Here is a 14,984-nt window from a genome sequence, read left to right as displayed (position 1 = left end):
CTGCGCAGGATGCGCGGCAAGGATGCAACCGACGCCCGGCCCCCGCCGGGCGTCTTCGTTTCCGGGATCAGGCCGCGCGACGGGCCATGGCCTCCGGTTCGGCCTGCAGGCGGAAGCGCGAGACCGCCACCGCCAGCTGCTCGGCCTGCTCTTCCATCGCGCGCGCGGCGGCACTGGCCTCCTCCACCAGCGCGGCGTTCTGCTGGGTGGTCTCGTCCATCTGCACTACGGTCTGGTTGACCTGCTCGATACCAGCCGACTGCTCGCGCGAGGCCGCTGAGATCTCGGCCATGATCTCGTTGACCCGGCCGACCTGGCCGACGATTTCCTGCATGGTGCGGCCGGCGCCGTGCACCAGCTGCGCACCGGCGCCGACCTGCGCCACCGAAGCGTCGATCAGTTCCTTGATCTCCTTGGCAGCGCCCGCCGAGCGCTGGGCCAGCGCGCGCACTTCGCTGGCGACCACGGCGAAACCGCGGCCCTGTTCACCCGCACGCGCCGCTTCAACCGCCGCGTTCAGCGCCAGGATATTGGTCTGGAAGGCGATGCCATCGATCACCGAAATGATCTCGGCGATGCGCTGCGACGACGATTCGATCTGCTCCATGGTCTGCACCACCTGGCTGACCACCTGGCCACCCTCGCTGGCCACACCGGCCGCAGAGCCGGCCAGAGTGTTGGCCTGCAGTGCGTGGTCGGCGTTCTGGCGCACGGTGGAGGTCAGTTCCTCCATCGACGCGGCAGTCTCTTCCAGGTTGGCAGCCTGCTGTTCGGTACGCCGCGACAGGTCGCTGTTGCCGGCGGCGATCTCGCCCGCAGCCAGGCGGATGCTCGCGGCCGACTGCTGGATCTGCCCGACGATCTGGGTCAGCTGTTGCACGGTGCTGTTGGCATCATCGCGCATCACCGCGAACACACCGTGGAAGTCACCGTGCATGCGGCTGCTCAGGTCACCGGCGGCGATCGCGCGCAGCAGCGTCGACAGTGCGGCCAGGTTGTGGTCGCTGACTTCCATCATGGTGTTGAGGGTCTCCACCATCCGACGGAAATCGTGGTCGAAGCGCAGCGCATCACCGCGCACGGCAAAGTCACCGGCGGCGGCGGCCGCAGCCAGCTGCTGGATCTGCTCGTTGATCGCGGCCAAATTGTGCTTGGTGGTGGCCATCGCAGCCGTGAACACCGCCTTCTCGCCCGGCAGGGCTTCCATGTCGACGCTGAGGTCACCCACGGCGTAGCGCTGCATCACGTCCACCAGGCGCTGGGTGACCGCATTGCTGGCGGCGACCAGCTGGTTGCTGTCGGCCACCATGCGTCCGTACTCGCCGGGGAAGGCGCTGGCGTCCATGCGGTAGCTCAGCTCGCCGGCGTCATGGCGGCGCGCCATTTCCGCCTGCGCGGCCATCACCGCCTGCAGCTGTCCGCGCATGCCCTGCATCGCCTCCAGCAGGCGGCCCACTTCATCGTTGCTGCGCGCCGGCAGCGTGCTGTCCAGCTTGCCCGCGGCCACATCGCCGGCCACGCGCACGGCTTCGGCCAGCGGCCGGATCGCCAAGCGGCGGAGCAGCACGTAGACACCGGCGCTGAGGGTCAAGGCAGCCACCACGCCGACCAGCAAGGTCAGCCACAGCAGCTGGCGCGCCTCTGCGACGATCACCGCATGCGGCATCACCACGCCCAGTGCGAAGCGCTGCGGGGCCTCGCCCACGCGCAGCGGCACGTACACGCGCACGTTGCCGGCCGCGTCCGGGGTGAAAGCTTCAAACCTCCGGTCGGCGGCGATATCGGCCAGCATGCGGCGAGTCAGCGCATCGGTGCGCGGCTTGCCGATCTCGGCCGCGTTCGGCGACGCCAGCACCACGCCCTTGGGCGAAAGCAGTTCGACGCGGCCCGCGCCCATCGGCGTCAGTGTGGCCAGGTGCTTCTGCAGCGCCGCCAGCGAGAAGTCGACGGTGAACACGCCAAGGAAGCTGCCGTTCTCGATGATCGGCGTGCTCAGCGTGCTCATCAGCACCTGCTGGCCGCTGATGTCATACGCATACGGCTCGCTGACCTTGGGCAGCTTGTCGCGGCTCGGGCCCACGTACCAGTCGGCCGAGCCGTCGGCGGCTTCGGTGTAGTCGGTCATGGCCGACTGCTGCGGCCTGCCGTCGTGCCAAGCCCAATAGCTCATGTAGCGGCCGGTGGCGTCGTGCGCCTCGCTGTTGACGAACTCGGCGTCCTTGCCATCGAAGGCATCGGCTTCCCACATGGTGCTCTTGCCCAGCCACTCGGGATGGGTGCGCAGCTGCTCGCCCAGCACGGCGGCCAGGCTGGCGCGGTTCGGCATATCGCCACGCGCACGCTGGGCGAGCACGGCTTCCACCATGGCATCGTTGCTGGCAAAGGCCGTGCCCAGGTCGGCCGCGACCTGGCGCGCCTCGGCGTTGGCTTCGCTGGTCATGGTCTGGCGCGAGGCGTCGATCAGGCTGGCGCTGGCCTGGCGGTAGATCAGGAACGCGGTCAGGCCGAAGCACAGCAGCGCGATCGCGGCGGTGCCCAGCATCAACTTGTGGGCGATGCTGCCCGGGCGGCGGGCAGCGGCGGAGCGGGAAGGAGGCATGGAAGGGTCCGCATGGCAGTTCAGGACGACCGGCACCGCGAGGGCACCGTGCAGGCGCGCGATCCGTCGCGCAGGCCACCAGCGGCCGGGCCGCGCCCGGCGCTGGAAGCGCACCGGGTTAGCGGCCGCCAGCCAAGGAGGTTGAGGCGGCCGGCCGCCACTTTCCTGAATCTGCTCAGGGAGGGCTCATGCACCCTGCCCTGCCGCCGCTATTCGGCGACGCGGTCCTTGATCCATTCCGCCCGTGGCAGCACCTCGATGCTGCCGGCGGCGTACTGCTGCAGCACGTCGTCGGGGCCGAAGCGCGGCTGCCATCCCAGTGCCGTGCGCAGGCGCGCACTGTCGTAGACCCGATCAATGCTCAACGGCAACGGCCAGCCGCGGCGCTCGAACTCGGCGAGCAGCTGCGGCACCCGCCGCGCCAGCACGCTGCGTGGCTGGGTCGCCAGCTGCAGGCAGTCCTCGCGCCTGAACGGGGTCGGCGCACAGGCGATGTAGCGCGCGAACGCCGCGCCCTGATCGTGCAGCAGCGCGGCATGCGCACTGGCCACGTCGCGCGCGTCGATGCCACGGTGCAGGCGGAACATCGCCATCCGATCGGGCGGTTCGGGGAAGCAACGGCCCATGCGCAGCACGCGTACCTGGAAATCGGCACTGGCCGCCGCTTCGGCCAGCGCCTCGGCCTGCAGCTTGCTGCGGTGGTAGATCGTGCGCGGCAACGGCTCGGTGTCTTCGTCGATCCAGCGGCATCCACCGGCCACCACGGCATGGCCATACAGCGCGGTGGTGCTGGTCAGCACGAAGCGGCGGGCACCGGCCTCGCGTGCAGCGCGCAGCAGGTGCGCGGTCGCGTCCACGTTGATCTGCTGGAACACCGCATCCGGCACCAGCCCGACGTGCGGCGCGTGCAGTGCGGCGGTGTGGATCACCGCATCGATGCCCTGCATGGCGCGCGCCACGGCCTGATGATCGGTGACATCGGCAATGATGCGGGTGGTTGCGAACGGGCTCCGATCCAGCCCCACCACCTCATGCGCAGCCGCCAGCGCGCCGAAGATCGCGCGCCCGATCCGCCCGGAACTGCCGGTCAACAGGATCTTCATTGAGTCCATTCACTCGAAGCGCCCGGGAACTACCGGGATGCCTCGATTCTAGGCATGCCGCCTGTGGCCCGCGATAGGGCGGCGTTGCAAATGTGCGTTCATCCTGACGACTTCGAGGGCACCGGCAACTGCCGTGCGATGAACGGCGGAACGTCGCCGCCTGCAATATCGGGCGTGACACCGGTGCGCTCCCAGCCGCCGCAGGTGCACAGGTTGTCCGGCTGCGGGTCCGGAATGCTGATCTGATAACCGTCCGGCAGTTACACAGGATCATCGAACATATGCGCGGCGCCGCCCCTGCAACCGCCGACGATGCGGGCAGGTCCAGCACCACGCCGTCGGTGTCGGCCAGCAGGGCGAACGACGACGCCAGCTTGGGCCAGGCCAGGTCCACGAGGCAGAACGTGCTCAGGCGCAGATGGCCGATGTTGCCCTCCAGCACCTGCACCGCGCGCACGCCGGCACCGTTGCCGCGCGCGTCGGCGCGCCAGGCCGTCACCCCGTCCTCGTGGCCGGCACTGGCGTCGCCCGCTCGACGTGAAAATGGCCGTCGAACACATCCAGGTCCTGGTTCAGGCGGGCACTGAAGGCCTGCGGGTCCGCACAGCGGTCCACGTAGCGCTGCTGCCTCGACCACTCACGCAGGGCATCGGCGATGCGCGCGCCTTCTTCGGCCACGTCCAGGTACTTCGCCTGTACTGCGGTGGCCGGCGCCTGCGGCGCCTGAATGGCTGCGGTCGTTGCTCGCATGCGCAGACCACGTGAAGGCGATCGCAGCGATGGCGACCTGGACTTAGCGCGCGTTGGCCAAGCATGACGCCGTTGCCGCAAACGGCGGCGCCCACCCGACTGGAGACAACACATGGCTGACCGACAGAATGGCACCTCCCATCGCGGTTTCGCATCGATGGACCAGGACAAACAGCGTGCGATCGCCGCCAAGGGCGGCCGCGCCGCGCACGCCTCCGGCAACGCGCATGAGTTCAGCCCGGACGAAGCACGCGCCGCCGGCCGCAAAGGTGGCCAGGCAATCAGCCGCGATCGCCAGCACATGGCAACGATCGGGCGCGAGGGTGGGCATGCACGCCATGCCAACGCTCGCCAGCAGCAGCAACAGAAGACGGAGCCCGGCAGCGGCGGGCCGCAGGGCCAGCAGGGTTGAGTCGGCATGCGTCGCTCAGGCGTGGGCGAGAATGTTCAGCAACCGGCCGAACGGATCGCGCACGAAGAAGCGGCGCACGCCCCAGGGCTCATCGACCGGGCCGTACTCCAGCGCGACACCGGCCGCGCGCATGCGGTCCAGCACCTCCTGCAGATCGTCCACTTCGATCGACAGATCCGGCACCGGGGTTCCGGAGCCGCCCTCGCTGGCGAAACTGACCTGGGCGCGGGCGCTGCCCTGCCCGCCGTGAGTGATGATCCAGCCGTGATCCATCAGCACCGGCATGCCGAGCAGGTCACCGTAGAAGGCGGCGGCCTGTGCCGGATCGGGTGTGGCGATATTGGCAATGACGCGCAGGACTGCCATGTGCTTCTCCGCAGCAATGCCGCAGCGGCTTGCGCAGCCCTGGGCCGCACCCGCGCGGAAAACGGAAGAGCCCCGTCGATGACGGGGCTCCACGCAGCGTACAGCTCAGACGGCGCGACTCACACGCCCATGCACAGGTCGACCACGCACGTGTTGTACGCGTCCTGGCATTCAGCAGCTTCGCCACCACTGGCCAGGCACATCTGGTAAGCCCGCCAGCACGGCTTGTCGCAAGGCTCGACCGGCCCTGCTACCGCCACTGAACCGGTACACGCCAAGGCGAACACCGCCCCTGCAATCACCTTCCTGAAAGCATGCATCGCATCACTCCCTGACAAGCCTGGTGAGCCCAGGCGCCGCCACCATAGCGCGGCGTGCCGGAGGGCGAGTGAAGGTACCCGGGACGGTGCCCGCCCTGTTCGATCAGGCCGCCTTCATCGCATGCTTGCGCGCGCGCATGACGTTGTGGCATTCCTGCACGTCCGGCAGCAGCTGGGTCACTTCCTGGCGCACGGCCGGCGGCAGGTCGTTCTCCTTCAGCACGTCCTTGAATGCGCCGAGCAGGCGATCCTCGGATTCTTCCAGCTCGGCCACGTAGCCGTAGTTGGTATCACCGAAGGCCGCGCGCACCTTGCCGTAGAACTGCTGCATCGAGCCGACAACGGTGCCGTGCTCGGCCGGCTTGCCGCCGCTGGCAGCGACCGAGCCGCTCAGCGCAGCGACGATGCGGCCCTTGACGCCGGCGATGCGGGTGAACAGTGCCGACAGCTCGGCATCCTTCACCTTGGTTGCGGCTTCTTCGTAGAACGACTTTCCGTCGCGGGCAATCTCGATCAGATCGTTGAGGCGATGTTCGATGGTCGACTGGGTGCTCATGGAGTTGCTCCTTTGTGATCGATGTGTGCGGGGGAGAAAAGCAGCATCAATGCGCTGCCTGTGGGACCACTGTGGACACCTCGGCGTGGTTCGCGGGTGAGTACCGATTGATGCGCGCATCACCTCGCCCAACCCGCACTGACTGCTTCACGCCACAGCGTTGGGCCGTTCACATCGAACAGCCCTCGCCTGCATTACCACGGCACGAAGAGGATGATCAGCACGATCACCAGTACCGCGGCGAGCGCTCCCATCAGTACGTTGCGCTGACGCCAGCTGGGCGTGGGCTTGCCTGGAGTATTCATGTCTGCCTACCTGTCTGTGCGGATGACCTCGGCAGCCTGATCGATCCGCAACGGTGCACGCGTGCAGAAGCCGTGCAGGCCACGTGCACGTCGACATCCGCGATGTCGATTCGCGCTGCCGTCGTTCGTCGGATCGGGAAAGGCAGGCCCTTCGTCCTGCAGGAGCGTCCCGATGTCGCCGATTCTCACTGCTTTCGCCACCTCCCCCGACCGCGGGCAGGGCCTGGCCCGCGACATGCGCGTGCGCTGGGCACTGGAGGAACTTGGCGTGCCCTGCCAGGTGCAATTGCTGACCTTCGCAGAGATGAAGCAACCCGCGCATCTGGCGCGCACGCCATTCGGGCAGATTCCCACCTGGCAGGAAGGCGAACAGGTGCTGTTCGAGTCCGGAGCGATTGTCCTGCACCTGGCCGAGCAGCATGCCGGCCTGCTGCCCGACGATCCGCCTGCACGCATGCGCGCGATCATGTGGATGTTCGCCGCGCTGAACACCGTGGAGCCGCCTATCGTCGAGCGCTCGATGGCCTGGGTGCTGGAACGCGAGCAGCCCTGGTATGCGCAGCGCCTGCCGATGCTCGACGAGCGCGTGCGGACGCGGCTGACGCAGTTGTCGGCAGGACTGGGCGATGCCACCTGGCTGGACGGCGCGTTCAGTGCGGGCGACCTGATGATGGTCTCGGTGCTGCTGCGCCTGAAGAGCAGCGGCATCGTCGATGACTACCCGGCGCTGGCCGCGTACGTCGCGCGCGCGACGCAGCGGCCGGCCTACCAGCGTGCGTTCGCCGCGCAGCTGGCGGTGTTCCAGAACACGTAGGTGCGCCCATGCACGGAAACGCTCAGTGCAAGCTGCGCTGGCAAGCCGCCTGGACCAGCATCAGTTGCGCTACCAGGATCAGCATTGCACAGCCAGACAGCAGCCATGGATCGAAATACCACTGCGCGTTGAGGCTGAACTCGCCGGCGGAAATGCGCTTCCAGCCGTTGAAGTGCTGCATCGCCGCGACCACGAAGGCGAAGCCGCCCACGGTATACGCCAGCCATGGCACCACGATGCGTCCCGGGCGGGCGAACAGCAGCAGCACGCCCAGCACGCCGATCACGCTCCGCTGCACGCGGCAATACGGGCAGACGTAGGCCAACCCGCTCCACTCCACCGACCAGGCCAGCACGCTGATCAACACACTCACCGCGCCTGCGATGTACAGGCCCCTGGGTGCAATCGTCGTGTTGCCGCTGTATGCCATGTCGTATCTCCGTCTTCGGCCGATCGGTGCAGGGTAGCGTGGTTATCGCCGGGCCGGGCAAGCTCAGCGTAGCGGGTCGGCTGCCACGCCCTCATGGGTGATCTTCACCGGCAGGATATGGCCCTGCGCATCGAATTCCATGCGTTCGATGGCTGTCACCCGATGGTCGCGGGCGGTGTCCCCCAGCGGGCGGCGATGGTAGACGATGTACCAGCGATCGGTGCCCGGCACCTGGATGACCGAGTTGTGGCCTGCGCTGGTGGCGATGGACGGGTCCTGCTGCAGCACCTTGCCAACGCGCTTGAATGGCCCAGTCGGTGCATTGGCAATGGCATAGGCCACCGAGTAGTCAGGACCGCCCCAGCCACCCTCGGACCACATGAAGTAGTAGCGGCCACCACGCTTGAACATCAGCGGGCCCTCCACGTATTCCGGCGCCGGGGTGATTTCCTTGAACAGCGAACCATCGGCCAGCGGCAGCACGCCGGTGAAATCATCTTTCAGCCGCACCATGTTCGCGTGTTTCCAGCCGCCGTAGATCATGTACCAGGCGCCATCGTCGTCCTTGAACACGAACTGGTCGATGGGCTGGGCACCATTATGGAACGCGCCGACCAGCGGCTTGCCGAGCAGGTCCTTGTAAGGCCCTTGCGGGCGGTCGGCCACGGCGACGCCGATGCCACCGAGCTCGCTATCGGTCTTGATGTCGTTGGCGGCGAAGAAGAAGTAGTACTTGCCCTTGTTTTCCACCACGGACGGCGCCCACATCGCGCGCTTGGCCCATGGCACATTCCTGGCGTTCAGGACGTCGGCATGCTTGGTCCACTGCACCAGATCGGGCGACGAGAACGCATCGAAGGTGGTCTGCGCATCGTAATCCGCGGATGTGGTCGGGAATATCCAGTAGCGGTTGGCGAATACCGCGGCTTCCGGGTCGGCGTACCAGCCCTTCAGTATCGGATTACCCGAGGTGGCCGACGGCGCGGCCTGCGCGCCCGTTGCCAGTGCCGCTGCCATGCAGGCGGCCATCATCCACTTGCCCAACGCCATGCCGTGCGCTCCCGTGCTGGATAGATGGGAGCATATTAGATCGATTCAGATGCGGAATGCGAAGGCAGCCCCACCCCGTTCGCGGGAGTGGGACGCAGGCCTCAGGCTTTCTTGATGACGGTTCGCTTGCCGATGCTGCTGGTCTTGCCAGCGGTCGGCTTGGCCAGGCCAGGAATCAGGAAATCGGTGGCCTTGTGGCCCATCGACACCTTGGACGCCAACCAGCGTGGCATGCGTCCGCGACCGGTCCAGGTCAGGCGCTTGTATTCCGGATCACGATACTTGGGCGCGACTTTGCCGGATTTACGGCGGGCGGGTTTACGGGCCGGCGCAGGTGCTTCCGAGGCTTCGCCACCGAAGAGTTCTTCGAGGGTGTAACCGGCTTCCGCCGCCGCAGCCTTCAGCATCCGCCGCACTGTACCGGCCGGACGACGGCTGGAAACAAGCTGTTTGCGCTGTTCAGCGGCAACCACCAGGGCACCCAGCTCGCGAAGGCTGAGCGATTCGATATCGATCGTCATGGCGGGAAAGGTCTACTGCGGCGTTGCGGCTGTCAAGCAGTTCCGGCGGCGGACCTACACACCGGCTTCACCGTCGCTGGGCTCCGATCGCCTTCGCCGGCCATTACCGAGGACGTTGATGTGAGCACTTCATCGCATTCGCTTGCCTGCCTGCTTGCGCGCATCCTGCTGATGGCGCTGTTCGTGGTCTCCGGCCTGGGCAAGCTCGGCGATCTCGGCGGCACCCAGGGCTACATGGAAGCGATGGGCGTGCCCGGCATCCTGCTGTGGCCGACCATCGCCTTCGAGATCGGCAGTGGTCTGTGCATCCTGTTCGGCTTCCAGACCCGGCTGGTGGCGATCGTGCTGGTGGGTTTCAGCCTGGTCACCGCTTTCATCTTCCACCACAACCTTGCCGACCCGACCCAGCAGATCATGTTCCTGAAAAACCTGGGGTTGGCCGGCGGCTTCCTGTTGCTGGCCTGCACCGGCGCCGGACGCTACAGCATTGATGGGCGTGGGCGGCGCGGGTAGGCACCGATACGCGATCTGCACGCGCTAGCGGCGAAGGTCAGCCTCCGGCGCCAATGTGTGGATCACCTTGCCCTGCGCATCGAGGAACTCGATTGCGCCGTAGCCTTCCGCAGTGACGGTCAGCCGCAGTCGGGGGCGATCTGCCTTGTCGTTCAAGGAGATGGCAGGCGTGCCATCAGCACCGACCACCAAGCCGATGCGGGTCGGTGCCTGCACCCCGGGAATCAGCTTGTTGCCCAATGCAGGCTCGCGGACCAGTTGCGGCGCCTGGTTGATCGAAAAGCTCACCGCACCATCGGGTGATACCCGCCAGCCGATCGCATCCATCGCCGGATGGTCCAGCGCAAGCACCGCCATGCCGCCGTCGACATCGGCGGTGCCGAAGCCACCGCGCTCGCTGCCCTTTTCGTCGTACAGCACCATGCCGGCAACGTTGAAGGCGCGCTTATACTGCAGGCCATCGATGATCGGTGCCGGCGTCTTGCCGGACAGCGTCATGCGGATAACGCCCGTATCATCGACGATATCGATGCGGCGTGCGGTGATGCGCTCGTGATCCGGCGTCTCCACGCGTGTCTGCGGTGCCTTGTCGACAATCAAGCGCTGCAGTGTTTCAACCGATGGGTGCTTGGGTGGATCAGAAGGCTGTGCAGCTGCAGGCAGCGCGGCGACGGCAGCCAAGGCAACGAACACACGGGCACTACGCTTCATGCGGCCTCCTGGTCGTGCGGAACGGCGGAAGCCGCATGATGCCACTCTTGCCGTGCCCCGCTCATCATGGAGGCGGAGCTTTCGGCAGCTGGATCCCCTGCGCCAAGGTGAATGCACGTGACGCGTGCCAGTAAGCCTCCGGCGGCCTCCGCAGCTCCGGCCGTGACCAGTAGTCATCGAGGTGCAGCGCGCCCATCACGCCGCCCCATGCAGCGCTCGCGTCGTGGACGCGCATGCGGCAACGATGGTGCGGCGGAAAGTAGGCGTAGTGTTCGAGTGCCTGCTGCTGGGCCTGCTCTTCGGCAATGCCTGCCTGATGGATCAGCGTCCACGCATACATATGGCGGGCGTGGGCAAGTGCACCGAGATACTCATCCTCATCCAGCAAGGGAAGCGACTCACCGCGGGCCAGGCACAATGCATCCGACTCAGCGTCGTACTCCAGCGACGGCCACGCCAGTTCCGGGTTCTGGTGCCAATACCCTTCACCCAACACGTGCAGCATCGCCCAATGCCAGGGCTCGTCGTGGAAGATCAGTGCGTGCTCGTACTCGCAGCCAGGGGCCTGGTCGGGATAGCGTTGGCGTGCGTGTTCGATTGCCAGTTCTTCGTCAATCTGACCGTAGTGCATCAGGCACCAGGCAAACAGATGCCGGCTGTCTTCGATCTCGGTGGTGAAGTCTTCCACCCATGCGTTGGTGTCAGGCATGTTCGATCCTTGTCTGCGGATCAACTATAGCCGGAGCGGCGGGATATGCAGGGAGGCAACAATCCGCAGTCGGTGATGCGAGGTCGATTGGCCCAGCGCCACCATCTGGCGCCATCAGGTTTCAGCAGGAGGTACAGGCCTCCACCGTCTCGCAGCTTCTGCGCGACAGCGGTTGGCTTGGTCTAGCGAATGGCGGTATCGGTCAATGACATGTTGGCGGTAGCCAAGTTGGCGGTAACAGGTATGGAGCGGGTGGAGGTTACCGCCAAAGATGCCGCCAGAAAAGTCTGGATTCTGCTGGATCAAGTACGACTCAATCGGACGAAAAAAGGCCGAACACCCTGCTTTTTCAGGATATTTCAGCCTTCATAGGACGACATAGGATCATCAGTTGGTGGGCCCACCAGGATTCGAACCTGGAACCAAGGGATTATGAGTCCCCTGCTCTAACCGTTGAGCTATAGGCCCTGCGCAGCGTCACAGTGTAGTGGAGGCCGCGCACGATCGGCTACCCGGCAGCAGCAAGAACCTCAGCAACGCGCCCCAACCGCTTCTCCGCCGCTTCCGCGAACCACATCTGCCGCCGCAGATGTGCCTGGAACAGCGCAACCGTCCTTCTGGCCTCTTCCAGCGCCTTGTGGTTGCCGCCACCGAAGCCAGCAAGCAGTCCGGCACCGGACTGTGTCAGCAATGCCAACGCCGCTCGTCGGGCGAACCCTAATGGATCCTCACGCTCATCACGCAGCACATCGCCCCAGTCCGACAACGGCGGGAAGTTGCAGTCCTGCGCATCCGATCCATCCTTGCCGCACGCATCGACAATCATCTTCAGTTCCATGCTCACTCTCCTACGATTCGTCGAACCTCTTCCGCCTCCTGCTGAGAGAGGCGACCGGGTGCTTCAACACGGTCGTAGGGCCGCCCGCAGCTTTCCCCTATGCAGGGTCTTGTATGGCTGCGCGCCACCCGGCCAGAAACCCTTGGGCTCACCGGGATGGCGAGTGATGTGGTTTGACCTTGGATTGCCTGCTGTTGCAGCAGACAGTCCGCCTACGAAGGTGTGTTGAGCACCTGAGGGGACTGTGTGGAAGCGAAGGTAGTGGCTTCAATTGGCGAATGCGACATGGCCCGCACCGATCACACACGGTAGGAAGCTCACAGTGTTGAGCCACGTGGGATTTCCGCTGGATGGCCTCCTCCTTCGCAGCGAAGGCCTCAACAGTTCTCAGGCCAGTTGCGTCACAAGGTGGGGCAAGCAACCGACACCCGTCGAGAAGACCTGCCGGATACGCCATCGCAAACAGCAGCTGGCTCGACTCTGCAGAAAGCACACAGACCGCAAAAAGAAAAACCCCGCACCAGGCGGGGTTTCTCTCAACGCTTCAACAGCCGCTGGAAATCAATCGATATCCAGGAAGCTGCGCAGCTGCTCCGAACGGCTTGGGTGACGCAGCTTGCGCAGGGCCTTCGCTTCGATCTGGCGGATGCGCTCGCGGGTCACGTCGAACTGCTTGCCGACCTCTTCCAGCGTGTGGTCGGTGTTCATGTCGATGCCGAAGCGCATGCGCAGCACCTTGGCTTCCCTCGGGGTGAGGCCGGCCAGCACGTCGCGCACGGTTTCAGACAAGTTGATGTTGGTGGTGTTCTCGATCGGGGACTCCACGTTGGTGTCCTCGATGAAGTCGCCCAGATGGGAATCCTCGTCGTCGCCGATCGGGGTTTCCATCGAGATCGGCTCCTTGGCGATCTTCATCACCTTGCGGATCTTGTCTTCCGGCATGTCCATTTCCTTGGCCAGCTCCTCCGGCGTGGCCTCGCGGCCGTACTGCTGGAGCATCTGGCGGGAAATGCGGTTCAGCTTGTTGATCGTCTCGATCATGTGCACCGGAATACGGATGGTGCGTGCCTGGTCGGCAATCGAGCGGGTGATCGCCTGGCGGATCCACCAGGTGGCATAGGTCGAGAACTTGTAGCCGCGGCGGTACTCGAACTTGTCCACGGCCTTCATCAGGCCGATGTTGCCTTCCTGGATCAGGTCGAGGAACTGCAGGCCACGGTTGGTGTACTTCTTGGCGATCGAGATCACCAGGCGCAGGTTGGCCTCGACCATTTCCTTCTTGGCCTTGCGCGCCTTGGCTTCACCATAGGCCATGGCACGGCTGATTTCCTTCAGCTCTTCCAGGTCCAGCTGGGTCAGCGTCTCGATGTCGATCGTCGCCTGCTGTTCGGCAATGATCTGGTCCTTCACTTCGCGCAGGGCCGAGGACCACTTCTGCTTGCGCTTCAGTGCGTCTTCCACCCACTCCAGGTTGGTCTGGTTGCCTTCCCAGGAACGGATGAAGTCCTTGCGCGGCATGCGGGCAGTGACGGTGGCCAGGTTCAGCACGCGTCGCTCATGGGCCTTGATCGACGCCATGGTGTCGCGCAGCTGCTTGGTCAGCACATCGGTCAGCGGCAGCGGCAGCTTCAGGGTGACGAACACCGCCGACATTTCTTCGCGCAGGCGGGGCAGGTTCTTCTTGTCGCCCTTGGTCGCGGCCTTCTTGAAGGCGTTGAAGGCATCGCTCAGCGCCTGCATGCGCGCAGCGACTTCCTCCGGGTCCGGACCGGTCGGTGCGGCTTCTTCATCGGCACCGTCGACATCGTCGTCCTCGTCCTCGTCGCCTTCGGCGTCCGCATCGCTGCTGTCATCGGCAGCGGCCGCCGGCGGTGCGGGCTCTTCATCGGTCAGGTCGTTGAAGCCGACGATCACTTCGGCCAGGCGCTTCTTGCCTTCCTTGTGGGCTTCGTAGTCGGTCAGCAGCGACTCGACCGAGACCGGGAACTGGCCCAGGGCCGCCTGGACCTGCGAAAGGCCTTCCTCGATGCGCTTGGCGATGGCGATTTCGCCTTCGCGGGTCAGCAGCTCGACGGTGCCCATTTCGCGCATGTACATGCGCACCGGGTCAGTGGTACGGCCACCTTCGGTGTCGAGCGCGCTCAGCGCGGCGGCGGCTTCTTCGGCCGCGGTGTCATCGACTTCGCGGTTGCCGGTGTTGCCGTCGTTGAGAAGCAGGGTTTCCACATCCGGCGCAACTTCATGGACATCGATGCCCATGCCGTTGATCATGCCGATGATGTCTTCGATCTGTTCCGGGTCGACCATGTCGTCGGGCAGATGGTCATTGACTTCGGCGTAGGTCAGGTAGCCCTGTTCCAGGCCCTTGCTGATCAGTTGCTTGATTTCGGATTGGGCAGGACGTTCGTTGGCCATGTAGTGCTCGCGCCACCGGCTAGGGAGAAATAGGGAACGTAGCATTATACCAGCCCGGGGCCCCGCCTGCCGGGCGGTGGTCCCGCAGGCTCAGGGCCGGAGAAGGAAGGTCACGGGACCGTCATTGACCAGGCTGACGACCATATGGGCACCAAATCGGCCCGTTTCCACCCCGGGTGCGTGATTTTCACGACAGATCTCGACAAATCGATTGAACCCGCGTTCAGCCTCGTCCGGCGGCGCGGCGGTGGTGAAGCTCGGCCGCATGCCCGAACGAGTGTCGGCGGCCAGGGTGAACTGGCTGACCAGCAGCAGGCCGCCGCCGGTGTCGCGCAGCGAGCGGTTCATCTTCCCGGCCTCGTCGGCGAATACCCGGTAGCCCAGCAGGCGCTCGGCCATCCGCCGCAGCTGGGCCTCGCTATCGCCCGGTTCCATGCCGACCAGGGCCAGCAGGCCGGGGCCGATCTGCCCCACCGCTACCTCGTCGACGTGGACGGCGGCCTGGCTGACACGCTGGATCAGAATGAGCATCGAGGGCCTCCAATGAACAGGGCGGCCACGATAGCAGCGCC

16 protein-coding genes, 1 tRNA gene and 2 pseudogenes are annotated in these 14,984 nt (G+C 65.5%); 3 read left to right on the top strand and 16 right to left on the bottom strand.

Annotation, left to right across the window (positions count from 1 at the left end; genetic code table 11):
- Positions 1-67: 67 nt before the first annotated feature.
- The 3 genes and pseudogenes from QZ853_RS08235 to QZ853_RS20570 all read right to left on the bottom strand — a co-directional run bounded on the left by QZ853_RS08235 (position 68) and on the right by QZ853_RS20570 (position 4,452).
- Positions 68-2,599, bottom strand: a complete 2,532-nt coding sequence (locus QZ853_RS08235; protein ID WP_295571926.1) for a methyl-accepting chemotaxis protein — start codon at positions 2,597-2,599, stop codon at positions 68-70.
- Between the two features lie 209 nt (positions 2,600-2,808).
- Entirely contained in the window at positions 2,809-3,702 is an 894-nt protein-coding gene (locus QZ853_RS08230) for an NAD(P)-dependent oxidoreductase (RefSeq protein ID WP_295571924.1), read from the bottom strand.
- A 98-nt stretch (positions 3,703-3,800) separates the two neighbouring features.
- Positions 3,801-4,452 (bottom strand): annotated as a pseudogene (locus QZ853_RS20570) (hypothetical protein).
- Positions 4,453-4,564: 112 nt separating this feature from the next.
- On the opposite strand from QZ853_RS20570, the gene QZ853_RS08215 reads away from it, so the two are divergent.
- The gene (locus QZ853_RS08215) at positions 4,565-4,864 is read left to right on the top strand and encodes a KGG domain-containing protein (protein ID WP_295571919.1); all 300 of its coding nucleotides are present in this window, start codon (positions 4,565-4,567) and stop codon (positions 4,862-4,864) included.
- A gap of 15 nt (positions 4,865-4,879) precedes the next feature.
- On the opposite strand, the gene QZ853_RS08210 is transcribed toward QZ853_RS08215, so the two are convergent.
- The 3 genes from QZ853_RS08210 to QZ853_RS08205 all read right to left on the bottom strand — a co-directional run bounded on the left by QZ853_RS08210 (position 4,880) and on the right by QZ853_RS08205 (position 6,106).
- Positions 4,880-5,230 carry a VOC family protein gene (locus QZ853_RS08210; protein WP_295571917.1) on the bottom strand — a complete coding sequence of 117 codons (351 nt, stop codon included), beginning with the start codon at positions 5,228-5,230 and terminating at the stop codon, positions 4,880-4,882.
- A 119-nt stretch (positions 5,231-5,349) separates the two neighbouring features.
- The gene (locus tag QZ853_RS20565) at positions 5,350-5,550 is read right to left on the bottom strand and encodes a hypothetical protein (protein ID WP_345777897.1); all 201 of its coding nucleotides are present in this window, start codon (positions 5,548-5,550) and stop codon (positions 5,350-5,352) included.
- Positions 5,551-5,653: 103 nt separating this feature from the next.
- Positions 5,654-6,106: a PA2169 family four-helix-bundle protein gene (locus QZ853_RS08205; protein WP_008267995.1), complete on the bottom strand. Its 453-nt coding sequence runs from the start codon at positions 6,104-6,106 to the stop codon at positions 5,654-5,656.
- Positions 6,107-6,583: 477 nt separating this feature from the next.
- Here QZ853_RS08205 and QZ853_RS08200 point away from each other — a divergent pair, with 477 nt between their 5' ends.
- Complete coding sequence (locus QZ853_RS08200; RefSeq protein WP_295571914.1) at positions 6,584-7,225, top strand: glutathione S-transferase family protein; 642 nt, start codon at positions 6,584-6,586, stop codon at positions 7,223-7,225.
- A 22-nt stretch (positions 7,226-7,247) separates the two neighbouring features.
- On the opposite strand, the gene QZ853_RS08195 is transcribed toward QZ853_RS08200, so the two are convergent.
- The 3 genes from QZ853_RS08195 to QZ853_RS08185 form a co-directional block, all read right to left on the bottom strand.
- On the bottom strand, positions 7,248-7,655 hold the full coding sequence (locus QZ853_RS08195) for a hypothetical protein (protein ID WP_295571912.1): 408 nt from the start codon (positions 7,653-7,655) through the stop codon (positions 7,248-7,250).
- Positions 7,656-7,718: 63 nt separating this feature from the next.
- The gene (locus QZ853_RS08190) at positions 7,719-8,705 is read right to left on the bottom strand and encodes a glycoside hydrolase family 43 protein (RefSeq protein ID WP_295571910.1); all 987 of its coding nucleotides are present in this window, start codon (positions 8,703-8,705) and stop codon (positions 7,719-7,721) included.
- A gap of 101 nt (positions 8,706-8,806) precedes the next feature.
- Positions 8,807-9,226, bottom strand: coding sequence for an H-NS histone family protein (locus QZ853_RS08185; RefSeq protein WP_295571909.1), 420 nt, complete (start codon positions 9,224-9,226; stop codon positions 8,807-8,809).
- 120 nt (positions 9,227-9,346) lie between these two features.
- Here QZ853_RS08185 and QZ853_RS08180 point away from each other — a divergent pair, with 120 nt between their 5' ends.
- On the top strand, positions 9,347-9,739 hold the full coding sequence (locus tag QZ853_RS08180) for a DoxX family protein (protein WP_295571907.1): 393 nt from the start codon (positions 9,347-9,349) through the stop codon (positions 9,737-9,739).
- Between the two features lie 24 nt (positions 9,740-9,763).
- On the opposite strand, the gene QZ853_RS08175 is transcribed toward QZ853_RS08180, so the two are convergent.
- The 7 genes and pseudogenes from QZ853_RS08175 to dtd all read right to left on the bottom strand — a co-directional run bounded on the left by QZ853_RS08175 (position 9,764) and on the right by dtd (position 14,943).
- Entirely contained in the window at positions 9,764-10,450 is a 687-nt protein-coding gene (locus tag QZ853_RS08175; protein WP_295571905.1) for a hypothetical protein, read from the bottom strand.
- 64 nt (positions 10,451-10,514) lie between these two features.
- Positions 10,515-11,159: a hypothetical protein gene (locus QZ853_RS08170; RefSeq protein ID WP_295571904.1), complete on the bottom strand. Its 645-nt coding sequence runs from the start codon at positions 11,157-11,159 to the stop codon at positions 10,515-10,517.
- A 92-nt stretch (positions 11,160-11,251) separates the two neighbouring features.
- Positions 11,252-11,371, bottom strand: a pseudogene (locus tag QZ853_RS08165) (Arm DNA-binding domain-containing protein); the annotation flags it as partial.
- A gap of 180 nt (positions 11,372-11,551) precedes the next feature.
- Positions 11,552-11,627 (bottom strand) — tRNA-Ile (locus tag QZ853_RS08160).
- Between the two features lie 40 nt (positions 11,628-11,667).
- Positions 11,668-11,997, bottom strand: a complete 330-nt coding sequence (locus QZ853_RS08155) for a hypothetical protein (RefSeq protein WP_295571902.1) — start codon at positions 11,995-11,997, stop codon at positions 11,668-11,670.
- A gap of 561 nt (positions 11,998-12,558) precedes the next feature.
- Positions 12,559-14,412 (bottom strand): RNA polymerase sigma factor RpoD, encoded by a 1,854-nt coding sequence (rpoD, locus tag QZ853_RS08150; protein WP_125426734.1) that lies wholly within the window; start codon positions 14,410-14,412, stop codon positions 12,559-12,561.
- A 90-nt stretch (positions 14,413-14,502) separates the two neighbouring features.
- The gene (gene dtd, locus QZ853_RS08145) at positions 14,503-14,943 is read right to left on the bottom strand and encodes a D-aminoacyl-tRNA deacylase (RefSeq protein ID WP_295571900.1); all 441 of its coding nucleotides are present in this window, start codon (positions 14,941-14,943) and stop codon (positions 14,503-14,505) included.
- Positions 14,944-14,984: the final 41 nt, after the last annotated feature.

The sequence above is a fragment of the uncultured Stenotrophomonas sp. genome (genome assembly GCF_913778665.1).
Classification (GTDB): Bacteria; Pseudomonadota; Gammaproteobacteria; order Xanthomonadales; family Xanthomonadaceae; genus Stenotrophomonas.
This window is presented reverse-complemented; position numbering and strand designations above follow the sequence as displayed.